Source organism: Pseudoalteromonas rubra, assembly GCF_005887115.1.
GTDB classification, from domain to species: Bacteria; Pseudomonadota; Gammaproteobacteria; order Enterobacterales; family Alteromonadaceae; genus Pseudoalteromonas; species Pseudoalteromonas rubra_F.
Genome location: NZ_PNCJ01000005.1, coordinates 505,894 through 520,195, shown reverse-complemented (window position 1 = coordinate 520,195; position 14,302 = coordinate 505,894). Strand labels below are relative to the sequence as shown.

The 14,302-nt window shown below is 50.9% G+C and carries 3 protein-coding genes; 2 read left to right on the top strand and 1 reads right to left on the bottom strand.

The genetic code is table 11. The annotated features are described in order from the left end of the window. The first annotated feature begins 36 nt into the window (after positions 1–36). Positions 37–2,217: a fasciclin domain-containing protein gene (locus CWB98_RS02960; RefSeq protein WP_432765875.1), complete on the top strand. Its 2,181-nt coding sequence runs from the start codon at positions 37–39 to the stop codon at positions 2,215–2,217. 70 nt (positions 2,218–2,287) lie between these two features. Here CWB98_RS02960 and adhP read toward each other — a convergent pair whose 3' ends face one another. Next, a complete protein-coding gene (gene adhP / locus CWB98_RS02955; RefSeq protein ID WP_138543470.1) occupies positions 2,288–3,304 on the bottom strand; it encodes an alcohol dehydrogenase AdhP in 1,017 nt (338 codons plus the stop codon). Positions 3,305–4,268: 964 nt separating this feature from the next. Between adhP and CWB98_RS02950 the strand changes: the two genes are divergently transcribed. Continuing rightward, positions 4,269–14,300, top strand: a complete 10,032-nt coding sequence (locus CWB98_RS02950) for a non-ribosomal peptide synthetase/type I polyketide synthase (protein WP_138543469.1) — start codon at positions 4,269–4,271, stop codon at positions 14,298–14,300. Positions 14,301–14,302: the final 2 nt, after the last annotated feature.

Below are 14,302 nucleotides of genomic sequence, written 5' to 3'. Positions count from 1 at the left end.
ACAAGGTTGCGTATTGCTCGAATGTTGACCACCTTGATGGAGAAAATCGTGAAAGTACTAATAAAAATAATGTTGATCAGTACCCTGGCCTTGCTCGCGGCCTGTTCCGATGATGATAACGAAGTCGTGATATCATCACCGGAAGAAAAATCGGTTTATGATGCTGCCAAAGCAGCTGGCAGTTTTAACACGCTGGTGGCGGCAATTGATGCTGCAGGCCTGACAGCCACCCTGGATAATACAGAAAACACATTTACCGTGTTTGCCCCTACTGACGCTGCTTTCGCTGCATTGGGTGAGTCGGCTATAAATGAGTTACTGGCGGACCCTGACACGCTGAGCAAGATTCTTACATACCATGTCCTGGCTTCAGAAGTGAAAGCCGAGACGGCGCTTACCTTGGCCGGGCAAACTGCTGAAACAGTGAACGGCGCAAAGTTGGCTCTATCTCTGTCTGGCGACAACCTGCTCATAAACACGGCGACGGTGACACAAACAGACATCATGACAGATAACGGCGTGATCCATGTTATCGATGCTGTGCTAATGCCCCCCAGTGATGCAACCTCGACAGCGAACATTGCACAGGTAGCGACTCAGGCTGGTAATTTTACAACGCTCCTCAAGGCGGTTGAGACTGCCGGTTTGACCAGTGCCTTAACCGGTAGTGATGATCTGACCGTCTTCGCGCCAACCGATGCTGCGTTTGCGGCGCTGGGTACCAAAACTATCAATACCTTACTGGCAAACCCTGAAGTGTTGGGCAGTATACTCAAACAGCATATTGTGGCAGGTAAAGTCGACTCTGTAACGGCCATGTCGCTCAATGGTAAAAATGCGACGACGCTGGAGCAAAACCAACAAAGTGTGGCAATTGATGCTGCCACAGACATGCTGAAGTTTGCGGGTGTGACAGTGACTCAAACTGATATACCAGCTTCAAACGGTGTGATCCACGTATTAGATGCGGTAGTTGTTGGCGATATCAGTGTGCCGGAGTCACTGGGCCTCATTCCTGAAGTAGCAGCTGGCGCGGGTTCATTCAACACGTTACTGAGTCTGGTGACAGCAACGGGTCTGGACGCAACACTTGGCGACCCGACTACCAAATTCACTGTTTTCGCGCCCACTGACTCGGCGTTTGCAGCCCTTGGTCAGGCTACACTCGATGCATTGGCTGCTGACACCGACAAACTGAAAGACATTCTTCTGTATCACGTTGTTGCAGGGCAGAGTGTAATGTCAGACACTGCCGCTGGTATTGCGTCCTCTGCAGACAACATGGTTGCGATGGCGAATACCGATAAGAGTGCGCTAAGTATTGTGGATAGCATGCTATTCATCAACGACGCGGTGATCCGCACTGCCAATGTAAAAGCAGACAATGGCGTTATTCATGTGCTCGACAAGGTGATCATGCCGCCAATGGATAAAATGGCGACAGACAAAACCATTGTCGATGTAGCGATGGAGACAGATGATTTGTCGACGCTGGTGACTGCACTTCAGACTGCCAATCTGGTCGACGCTCTGTCGGATACCACCAAGCAATTTACCGTCTTTGCGCCAACCAATCGCGCATTTCAGAAGATTCCCGCGGCCGATTTAAATGCGCTGCTGGCTAACCCAGCTGGCCTTACTCAGGTGTTGACTCAGCATGTGCTGACACTGGAAGCGTCTTCTTCTTTGGCTTTCAGCCTCAATGGTAAGCAGGTAGAAACGCTGGCCACCAATATGCTGGACCTCAAGGTTGTTGATTTTGTCTCAACCGCCAACACAGATACCGACATGGTTGCCTATGACGCGACGAATCAAAGACTGGTCTCTGGTAATGGTGCAGCGATGGCTGGCAAGACGCTTTACGTATTTGATGACGACCTGACGTTCGCAAATAGCCAGTGTGTTGATGCATGTGCTACCAACTGGCCACCTGTGATTGCAACGCAAGCGCAGATAGCTAATATTCCGGGCTTGTCGCTGATCGCAAGATTAGATGGCAGCATGCAAGCCGCTTATCTGGGTCGTCCTCTATATATGTATGCTCAAGACGTAAATGCGGGCGATGCGATGGGACAAGGTGTTGGTGGAAAATGGTGGCAAGTAAGTCTACCTACCTCTGGATTGCAGGTCGAGGGTAGCAACATCACCCAGGTTGATATTTATACTGCAAACGGAGTGGTTCATCTGATTGATACCGTGATCACCGCCGTAGATTAATTCCCTTCCTCACTTCTTTCCTATGAGGTTTTGGCGCAACGCCCTGAGTTGCGCCTTTTTTATTTGGCGGCTATTTATCCAGCGTCAGGACTATTCGGCCATTGATTTCGCTATTTAGCATTTGATCAAATACATCGTTAATAGCTTCAAGCGGTTGAGTCTCAATAATGGCTTTAACTTTTCCTTCTGCTGCAAATTGCAAACACTCGCTCAGATCCTGGCGTGTACCCACAATGCTACCCACAACACTGACGCCTTTGAGTACAGTATCAAAAATGGGAATTGGCATATCCTCTGGAGGCAGGCCAACAAGCACGCAGACACCGCCACGTTTAACACTGTGAAAAGACGAGGTAAAGGCGGATTTAGAAACAGCGGTACAGACCACAGCCTGAACACCACCGAGCTGAGATTGTATGGCTTCAGCGGGATCCTCTTTGGTATAGTCGATAATCAAGTCTGCACCTAATGTGTGTGCCAATGAAAGCTTCTCCTCACCGCTGTCTACCGCTACCACATTCAGGCCCATGGCTTTTGCGTATTGAATGGCCAGGTGGCCCAAGCCGCCAGCGCCAACAATGGACACCCAGTCGCCAGGTTTTGCACCAGACACTTTGAGTGCTTTATAGGTAGTGACACCGGCACAAAACAGGGGAGCAGCTTCGACAAAAGGCACATTATCGGGGATTTTAACAACATAATTAGCATCAGCTTTGGTAAATTGAGCATAACCCCCATCCACAGAGTAACCACTGTTTTGCTGTTGCGGGCAGAGGTTTTCGTCTCCTTTAAGACAATGCTCACAGTGACCACAGGCGCTATGTAACCAGGGCACACCCACGCGGTCTCCAAGATCAAGATGGGTCACATCGTCTGCTTTTGCTACTACGGTACCAACCCCTTCGTGGCCTGGGATCAGAGGGAGTTTAGGTTTGACTGGCCAGTCCCCGTGGCAGGCATGCAGATCGGTGTGACATACCCCACATGCGGCAATTTCAACCAGCACCGAACCGGGCGATAACGTTGGTTTTGGAACCGTTTGGATCTCTAACGGCTGTTTAAAGGCATGGACGAGTGCAGCTTTCATATGCTTCTCCCTGATAAGTGTTTGCCATGAGTATAGTGATTTGTACCTGTCATCATTTGATCCGGCGCAAATTCAGCACCAACAAAGTCAGCAATTTGCTGCGGCCATCTTTTATCGACTTTCAGTTAGAATGTAACGATTGTCATACACTGCGCCCAAGATATCTGTGCGTTTTTCAAATGAGCGACTAAACTTCATGAAAAATAGCAGCTTGTGTCACTAACAGCTTGGTTAGGCTAAAGTGACCAAGCCAGAGTTAGGTAATTAAATCGGTACGTAAGCCACTGTAATTTACCCCAGTCAATTGCTGAGTTAGCATTTGGCGTATGCTCTGAACGGCTACTTATCGCTATTTTTATGCTGTTCAACGCCTATGAGTTCTGGCACTACGGTTGTCTAAACTCAGCGCGTGGGTAATATTATCGTTACTCATATGTTAAATTTGTGGTTGGTTTTGCTTTATTTTTTAGTGCTTTGTGATAGCATCAAGAGGTAAATCATCAAACAGGAACCTGACAGCCAATTGTTTAAACGGCTTAGCAGAAGATAAAAACAACATTAGGGAATGGTATTTTTAGTTCAGTTGTCGTCCCGCTAGATTAACACTATCAGAATATTTTAGCCTGATTGAATGCAATAGAGTTAGATTGTTTTCATGGATAATCAAAGTCTTATGTTTTTCAGGCGAAAAGGTGTAGTTGATTAGCATAGCTTGCGGTTTTAAGCGGTTAGTTAACCTTTAAAACCACAATGACCCTGTGCTGCGTTTTCGCGGTTAGGTGTGATCAGAGAGGTCATACTTTGTCATTGTGTTTATGTAATTAATTGGTTTTTTCCAATTTTACGGATCGGACAACTGTACTCAGCCTCGAAAGCGGCACGGCGTTGTATTGCCTGCTCAGGGTCATTGAGTCAGATGTTCTGATCAAAGGAACTTACTCAATAAACCTTGTATGGGTATGGCATGAATAACGACTTAGTGGCTACATTAGTGACATTGGCCCGGACACGTGGCGATGACATTGCATATCAGTATTTCTTCGAAGACAATCAACCGGCAGTTTCCCTGAGCTACGCAGAGCTCGACCTGAATTCCAGACGGATCGCGGCACGCTTGCTGACTTACTTTGAAAAAGGTGACAGAGCTTTGCTCTTGTACAACTCAGGGTTTGAGTTTGTAGAAGCGTTTTTTGCCTGTCTGTACGCTGGCATTGTGGCCGTACCGGCATACCCGCCAAAAAAGAACCAAAATACCGACCGCCTGAGAAGCATTATTGAAGACGCCGGTGCAACGGGTGCACTGACCAGCAGCAAGATTTATGAAATTGCACAGCCGCTATTTGAAGCCGAGGAAAGTCTGAGCAATGTGTCTATCATTGCCACCGATGGTGAGGCGGTTGAGCTGGTCGAGCCCATGGCCTGGCAGGATATCCAGATTGCGCCACAAGACCTGGCTTTTTTGCAGTATACCTCTGGCTCGACGGGGAGCCCCAAGGGGGTAATGGTCAGCCATGGTAACATCATGGACAACGAAGAAATGATGAAGCTAGCCTTCGGCCACAGTGCTCAGACGCCCATTGTGAGCTGGCTCCCACACTTTCATGATATGGGACTGATCTTCGGTATTTTGCACCCGATATACATAGGTGCACCAGCCGCGCTAATGAACCCGACATCGTTTTTACAAAAACCACTGCGCTGGCTGAAGCTGTTGAGTGAAACCAAAGCCGTTACCTCCAGTGCCCCCAATTTTGCCTACGACCTGTGTGTAGACACAATCAAAGAAGAAGAGCTGGCAAACTTAGACTTATCGCATTGGCAAAGCGCACTCAATGGTGCCGAGCCGGTTCGGGCCAGTACCCTTGAACGCTTTTACCAGAAGTTCAAACGTTGCGGCTTTCGTCGTGAGGCTACGGCACCTTGCTATGGCATGGCTGAAACCACCTTGTTTGCAACCGGGGGGCGTTTGTTGACTACGCCAGCGGTCCTTACGCTTGATAGTAAAGATATGCATCAGGGCAAAGCGTCGTTGTTAAATACGCAGTCCGCAAGCCGTGCTACGTTTTACGACCTTGATATAGCCGAAACGACTCAGACAGACAATCAACCCTATTATGCGGTGTCGTGTGGTGGTACCTGGCATGGCCATACACTGGCCATCGTTGACCCGGATACAAAGCAACGTTGTGAAGACGGTCATACCGGCGAAATTTGGGTGAAAGGTGCAAGCGTTGCGCAGGGCTACTGGCGCAAGGACGAGCTGACCAAGGAGATTTTTCAGGCACGTATTGCTGATGACAATGACGGGCCCTATTTGCGAACGGGCGATTTGGGGTTTGTCTACCAGGACGAACTCTACGTAACCGGGCGCGCTAAAGATGTGATGATTTTCCGTGGTAAAAACTATTACCCCCAGGATATTGAGCTGACTGTGGTAGAGGCCCATAGCGCCATGGATAACAACGGGGGCGCCGCGTTTTCTTGTTTATCAGAGCAAGGAGAGGAACGTCTGGTTATTGTGCAGCAGGTCAAGCGTACCGCTGTGCGCAAACTGAACGAGCAGGAGATCTTTGCAGCGATTACGGCAGCGGTCACTGAGCAACATGGTATTACCCCGTATGAGGTGGTGTTGATCAAGCCCGGGCGGATCCTGAAGACTTCCAGTGGCAAAATTCAGCGACAGGAAAACAAACGTCACTATCTTGCCGATATTTTCGATGTACTGGCGCGTTCACGAGCGCCGCAAGTGCAACCAAAGAAGGTCCAAGATAACAACAAAGTAACTGATTTTTCGGGCGTTGAAGCGGCGTTACGTAAAGTTTTGCAGGAAGTCGTGGGGCTGGAAGTCGACCGTCAACCCGGTAGCCTGGATATTGACGCTACCTTTTTATCTTTGGGTGTAGACTCAATGAAGGCAGTGCGGATTTCCGGCGAGCTGATGGAGCTCCATGACATAGAGCTCGAAGCAACGGTACTGTATGAGTATCCGTCAATTGCTCAGCTGGCTCATCATTTAAGTCAATTCGAATCGATACGTGAGCGTCTGGGTTGTGATAGTCACACTACGTCTGAGTACAATGCAGCGCACTCAGAGAGTTCAGAAAGCAGTACACAAGGTGGTGCTTCGACTGGCGAGAGTGAAGGTGACACCGATGTTGCTGTAATTGGTATGGCGTGTCGCTACCCGCAAGCCGCAGACCTCAAAGGGTACTGGCAGTTGTTGACTGAAAAGCGCGATGCCATCAGTGTACCGGATGCTGTGCGGCAGGCTTTATGTCCGGCACTGAGTAAGACCCGGTTGGGTGGTTACCTGAGTGACATTGAGCAGTTTGATGCCGGACTATTTGGTATTTCACCGGCAGAGGCCAATTACATAGACCCTCAGCATCGTTTGTTGCTTGAAACCAGCTACCACGCCATCCAGTCGGCCGGAATGATGCCTGCCGAATTGGCCGGTCAACCCATTGGGGTATATGTGGGCATTTCTCAGAATGACTACTTTAATATGTCGAACCAAGCGCAGCAGGGCAATCCTTACCTTGGCACTGGCACGGCGCTGAGTATTGCTGCCAATCGCTTGTCTTATACCTATAACTTCACAGGTCCGAGTCTTTCGGTAGATACAGCCTGTTCTTCTTCCTTGGTTGCTTTGCACCATGCTCTGAATGGGCTCCGTGTTGGTGATATGCCCATGGCTCTGGTGTGTGGCGTCAACCTAATCCTCAGTAATGAGGTCACCGATGCCTGTGACAATGCGCAGATGCTGGCAGAAGATGGTCGTTGCAAAACGTTTTCTCGCGCTGCTGATGGTTATGTACGCAGCGAAGGCGTGGGTTGTGTTTTATTAAAACCTCTGGCGCAGGCAATGGCCGATAAAGACCCTATTTACGGGGTACTCAAGGGCAGTGCGGTAAATCAGGATGGTCGGAGCAACGGTATCACCGCCCCCAACGGTGTATCGCAGCAGCGCGTTATTAAATCAGCATTGCAACGTGCTGCAATGGCTCCAGAGGATATCCAGTACATTGAAACCCACGGTACAGGCACAGAGCTGGGCGATCCTATCGAAGTATCGGCACTGGCCAAGGTGTATGGCGAAGGACGTGCGCCAAACCAGCCGCTGTTACTGGGCTCAGCTAAGGCCAATATTGGCCACCTGGAGTCTGGTGCGGGTCTGGCAGGGTTGATCAAAACGCTGTTGTGTCTTGAGAAAGCGCAGCTACCTGCACAATTACACACTGAGCAGCTGAATGGGCATATTCCATGGCAAAAACTGCCGGTTGAGGTTGTCACCCAGTCTCAGATATGGCCTTCTCAGGAGGACAAGCCCAGACTGGCAGCGGTGAGTTCGTTTGGATTTGGTGGCACCAATGCCCATGTTATTTGTGCGCAACGGCCAGAAAATGTTGCAAAAGCCGATAAAGATGCATCGCAATATGCGGGATACGTGCTGCCATTATCTGCAAAATCAGCCAACTCCCTGACTCAGCTTGCACACCGCTATGCGGATGTTTTAAGTGCAGCCACCCCAAATGAGTTCGATACATTGGTGAGCCAGACTGCGAGAAAGCCCCATTACAAAGAAGCGCGTCATGCCTTCGTGGGCGAGAGTCGCGAAGCACTGGTCGCTGCACTGACAGCTGTGCAAGACCTCCCGGAACTGGCAAGCCAAATGTCGGCACCAGGGCGTGAGCTGGTGTTCCTTTTCACCGGGCAGGGAGCACAATACCCTGATATGGGTAAGTCACTGTACGACACGCAACCTGTATTTCGTGACACTATTGATGAATGTGACCGCCTGTTAGCGGACACTTTAGGGCCAAGGCTTATTACTGTTTTGTATCAGGATCCTAACGAGGAATACCTGGCCCAGACCCAGTGGACGCAGGTCTGTTTGTTTGCCATTGAGTATGCTCAGGCAAAATTGTGGCAGAGCACCGGCTTGCAACCAGATCAATTAGTGAGTCACAGTGTTGGAGAATATGCGGCAGCCTGTATTGCGGGGATTTTTTCACTTGCCGATGCGATAAAGCTTATCTCAGCGCGTGGCCGGCTGATGAATGCACTTGCGGACAACGGCCGTATGGTGACTGCACGGTGCGACCGTGAGCAGGCCGATGTACTGGTAGCTGGCATTGACGGTCAGATATCGGTATCGGCTTATCATGGTGAGTCGGGCGTGGTGTTTTCGGGCCACAACACCGCAATGGACACCCTGTGCAGGACGCTGCAAGCGCAAAACGTGCGTCACAAAGAAATTAATACCGCGCGGGCATTTCATTCACCTCTGATGCAGCCGATGCTCAGTGAATTTGCGCAAGTGGCGGCACAGGTCAAATATAGCCAGCCTGCTATTGCGTTTGTCTCTTCTGTGACTGGCAAACAAGAAGCGCTAAGGGTGTGTGACCCCAGCTACTGGGTTGAGCAGATCTGTGCTCCGGTGCAATTTGCTGCATGTATTGCTCACTTGTCTCAGTCAGAGGCTTATATTGCCCTTGAACTGGGTCCTAAACCTGTGCTGTGCGGTTTATTGCAGGAAAATCGCCCTGCACAGCAGTGCGAGTTTTTGCACGTATTACACAATAAAGGTGCTGATTTACCACGTTTACTGGCGGTTCAGGGGCGCTTGTTTGAGCTGGGTATAGAGCTTGACTGGACTCATCACTATGGTGATGACACCCAGCCAAAAGTCCCTTTACCTTTATATCCGTTCGATCGCAGCCCATACTGGATCCTGGATATCCCGTCACAGTTAAACGCTGCACAAAACACTGACCTTGAAGCGTCTGTTGGAGGTGCTGCAGTCACCTCACGAGAAGACGCTATCCGGACTTTTGTGCTCAATACCCTGTCACGATTATTGTCTATGCCCGTCAGTGATATACAGACTCACCTCCCTTTGCTGGAGATGGGGGTCGATTCACTGATGATCATGAATGCGGTACGGACCTACGAGCGGGAATTTGGCCTCGAGTTCAGTGTGCGCCAGTTCTATGAAGAGCTTAGTACGGTAGAGTTGCTGGTAGCATATATCATAGAACACAGTGATTATCAGTGTGCAGCGGCAGCGCCGCTGGCAGTTCCCACTGAGCTTCCTCAGCCAAATAGCGATGTGGCAAGTCCGGCGGCAGTTGAACAAGGTGCACTGAATGTCTCTTCTGAGCTTGTTGCAAACATTTGCCGGGAACAGCTGCAGGCCGCCGCATCTGTCTCTAATACGACTGCCGCGCAAAGCGTTGAAGCCGTTGCTGCCCGCCAACTTGCGATGTTGCAGGGTCATCAGAATAACTTTGCTATTTCCAACCCGACCACTCATCTTGCCACACAATCTGCAGAGCAGACCATTAAGACGCATGCTCCAGCCATGTCTCAAAGCGCGCAATCGGGCAGTGCTGCCAGAATACTGCCAGGCTTTGGTCAGAAGCAGATAACGTCGGCTGCAAGCAGCAGAACTGTGCAGCGGCATCTGGCCTCACTCACAGACAGTTATTGTGCTAAAACACCCTTATCAAAAACGCTGGTGTCTGAACATCGGGCACACCTGGCGGACTGTCGTGCGTCGGCCGGGTTCCGCTTGTCCAGTAAGGAACTACTTTATCCTGTATTTGGAAAACGTTGTGAAGGTAGCCGTATCTGGGATATTGATGGCAATGAATATATTGATATTACCATGGACTTCGGGGTTAACCTGTTTGGCCATAAACCCGCGTTTGTTACTCAGGCGTTGGCACAACAAATTGACGAAGGCCTGCAACTGGGGCTGGCAAGTCCGCTGGCCTGTGAGGTGGCTGAGCTGGTAAGCGAGCTGACCGGACTTGAGCGAGTCACCTTCTGTAACTCAGGCACAGAAGCGGTAATGACGGCTGTGCGCCTGGCGCGTAATAAAACCCGCCGCAACAAAATCGTCCAGTTTGAAGGGGCTTATCATGGCCACTATGACGGTACGCTTGCGCAGAATGTGCCCGGTGGTGACTCGGTAGAACCTATGTGCGGCGGGGTCAGGACCGGGGCAATCAGTGATAATCTGGTGCTGGAATATGGCGTTGACGCTGCGCTGGACGCCATCAGAGCACAGGCTGATGACATTGCCGCAGTATTGGTTGAACCCGTACAGAGCCGTCATCCAGCCCATCAGCCCTGGGCATTTTTGCAGGCATTAAGGGCACTGACGACAGAGCTGGGCATTGCACTTATCTTTGACGAGATGATCACCGGATTCAGAGCGCATCCGGGTGGAGTGCAAGCGATGTTGGGGATTCAGGCAGACATGGCTACTTATGGCAAGATTGTCGGTGGAGGGTTGCCGATTGGGGTGGTTGCCGGTAGTCACGATTATCTGGATGGCATTGATGGTGGCCATTGGCAATATGGTGATGCGTCTTACCCGCAGGCCGATACCACTTTCTTCGCCGGCACATTTTGCAAACACCCACTGGTCATGGCCAGTGCCAAGGCGGTTCTGAGTGAGATAAAACAACACGGGTCACCGCTTCAGGAAGCGATAAGTCGCAAGACCGACTATCTTGCCAATACCCTCAATACCTTCTTTACTGCACAGAATATTCCAATACAAATAGAGCACTTTACGTCTTTATTCCGCTTCCGTTTTAGTCAGAACCTGGACGTGTTTTTCTATGAAATGCTCAACCGTGGCGTGTTCATTTGGGAAGGGCGGAATTGCTTCTTATCGGCGGCACATACGGATGCGGATGTGAACACCATTATCCAGACCGTTAAAGACAGCGCACTTGCTCTGAAAGCAGCGGGCTATTTTGGCGAGCCGGATCCTGCGGATACGCAGCCTGTGCAATTCCCGTTAACCGGTGCGCAGCAGCAGTTACTGGCGCTGGCTTTAAAGTCAGAACAAGGTGCGCAAGCCTATCATGTGCAGGCCGTGTTACGTCTCAGCGGTCAGCTAGACAAGGCACGTCTAGTGCAGGCTGTTGCCCAGCTGCAAACCGACTACCCATTGCTAAGTTATTCGGTTGACCCGGACACCCTGTCTCATGTTCGACTTGAAGCGTCGGCTGTATCCTTGATTGAACATGCAAGTACAGCACAGTCATTGCAGGTCATGTTAGCCGATGTGCGCTACCGTACGTTTGAGTTTGGTAGTGAGCCACTTTGTCGCTTTGATTTGCTGCAAGACGGCCCACAGGCGCATGTGCTTAGTATTACGGCGCACCATGTTTTGTATGACGGACTCAGTCTGCAACAAATGATGAGTCGTATAGCGGAAAATTATACTTGTATTGGTGGTGACTTAACTGCGCCAGCCACCGTTCATTTCAGTGCCTATGTTGAAGGCGTGGCACACTACCTCAGCAGCACTCGCTATCAGCAGGATAAAGCCTACTGGCTCGATCGACTGGCACAGTGCGAGGCGCTGGCGTTGCCAACCCGTCCGGGAGCAGGCAGGCAGGAAAGCTTTACGGTTGAAAAGCAGGTATTGGCGCTTGGCGAGCTACCGAATATTGCGGTGCTGAGCAAAGCTCAGGGCTGTGGTCAGTTTGCAACCTTACTGGCAATTTATGCGCTCTGGTTACACAAGTTGACGGGCCAGCAATATATTGCAGTAGGTATTCCAGTGTCTGATCGTCAGTTACTCAGTGATGCGTATGATCCGGACTGTCTTGATCAGCATTTACCGGGCTACTGCACCAACATTTTACCTGTGGTGGCAGATTTCTCGGGTCCTCTTACTGTTGCTGCCCTGGTTAAGCAACTGCAAAACAACTTGCTAGAAGCCTTTGAGCATCAGCACCTGCCTTACAGCGAGCTAACCCATGAGGCCGTGTCTTTGCCAGAGACTTTGTTCAATCTGGATAAAGTGCAAAAGCTTCCCGAATTTGACGGACTGACGGTATCGGGCTGTACAACGGACACCCGGTTTGGTCAGTATGAATTAAACTGCAATTTATTGTGTATCAATGGTCAGTGGACACTGGAGCTGGAGTATCTGAGTGCGCGCTATGACAGCGATATGATGGCGCATTACGCCCAGTCGCTGGTTCGCTTATTTGCGGGCCTGCAAGCCGAACAGGACTGTGACAAGGTGAGTCTGCTGGATAGCCAGATGCATGCGCAGCTTGTTACACCCGTTTCAGAGACGCTCGGACAGCCACTGCTGTTGGAAGCGTTGTCGGCTCGGGCGACTCAGCTGGGGCAAAACACCGCGCTCATCTGCGCAGAACAAGCACTGTGCTATGGGCAACTACAAGAGCGCGTTAATCAACTGGCAAACTATTTATCTGCCAGAGGAATCGGTGCCGATTCTCTGGTGGCCATTGCGCTGCCGCGGCGCACTGAGCTGCTGGTTGCCTTGTTAGCTGTATTGAAAGCCGGTGCAGCCTTCCTGCCGCTGGATCTGGCTTTCCCTCAGGCCAGGTTAAAAGAGATGCTGAGCGACAGTCAGGCATGTTGTTTGCTGTGTGACGCAATGAGTGAGGCTGCCCTTGCCATTGCGCATACAGACATAGACATTGTTGATTTGGATGTCAGGCAAGCTGAGATTGCACAGTGCGCCAGTGACTTTGATGCTCAGGTAATTACGCCACAGCAGCGTGCGTATGTGATTTATACCTCAGGCTCCACAGGGAAGCCAAAAGGGGTAGAGATAAGCCACGGTGCGCTGGCGAACCTGCTACACACAATGGCTCGCCAGCCCGGGTTGGATCAGTCAGACTGTTTGCTGAGTGTCACCACTATCGCCTTTGACATAGCCTTGCTGGAGCTGTTTGGTCCACTTATGGTTGGCGGCACTGTGTTGCTGGCCAGCGAGCAGGCCTGTAGTGATCCAAATGCGCTGGCTGACCTGCTTAAGCAGCACCCGGTTACTGTGATGCAGGCTACCCCGACCTTATGGCAATTATTGTTGTCGACATGTCCCAATTTTGCGGCAGGCTTAACTGTGTGGAGTGGAGGCGAACCTTTAAGTTCGGCACTTGCTGCTCAGTTACTCAGCCAGGCAAAAGCGCTTTGGAATATGTACGGGCCTACTGAAACCACTATCTGGTCTGCAACCACACAGATCCTCACCCCGGAAGACATCAGCATAGGCGGCCCTGTGGCCAATACCAGCCTGTATGTGCTGCCAGAAAATGCCACACACAGTGCCGCTGTGCAGCCAGTGGGTGTATGGGGAGAGCTGTGGATCGGTGGGGCCGGCCTGGCTAATGGCTACCTGGCAAGGCCTGAGCTCACACAAGCCCGCTTTGTTGTCCACCAGTTTGATGAACACCACAGCGAACGACTGTATCGCACCGGGGATCGGGCACGCAGGCTGGCCGATGGCCGTTTTGAACTTGATGGTCGACTTGACCATCAGGTGAAGCTGCATGGCCACCGGATTGAGCTGGGTGAAATTGAAGCGCAGCTACGCAACGTGCTGGGAGATGTAGATGTTCGGGTATTCATCAAAACAACTGGCCAGAATCAAGCCGCATTGTGCGCCTACTGCATTGAGCAGGGCGAACTGGCGCAGCACTGGACTATCAGCACATTGCGAAGCGCTCTGGCAAATCAGCTGCCAGCTTATATGTTACCTGAATACCTGTGCTGGCTTGGAGAGTGGCCAACAACAGCCAATGGCAAGCTTGATCGCAATGCGCTGGTGGTGCCGGATAACAATCAACTGGTGCAGACCGAGCTGTGCCAACCTGCCAACCCGGTGGAAGCGAAGATCCTGACCATTTATCACGAGTTATTAAATTCAGAGCAACTGGGCACCCATCACAATTTCTTCGAATGTGGCGGTAACTCAGTGTTGGCTATGCAATTGATATCAAGGCTGAATCAACACTTTGCTATCAGGGCCACGGTCGGTGACATCTTTGATAACCCCAGTGTTGTGCAACTTGCTGTCCGGGTAGAAGATCTGGTCAGTTCAGGCGCATCGGCTGCTCCTGATGGCGTTGCGCGCCTCAGTAACATTGTCAGCGGTCGTGATATCAGCGTGGCATTTGATGATCAATCCATGACGGAGATGGACTTGTAAGT

What these genes read in the sequence shown, in the direction of transcription:
- CWB98_RS02960 (WP_432765875.1), top strand. Translation starts at nt 37, where the DNA reads ATGGAGAAAATCGTGAAAGTACTAATAAAAATAATGTTGATCAGTACC.
- adhP (WP_138543470.1), bottom strand. Translation starts at nt 3,304, where the DNA reads ATGAAAGCTGCACTCGTCCATGCCTTTAAACAGCCGTTAGAGATCCAA.
- CWB98_RS02950 (WP_138543469.1), top strand. Translation starts at nt 4,269, where the DNA reads ATGAATAACGACTTAGTGGCTACATTAGTGACATTGGCCCGGACACGT.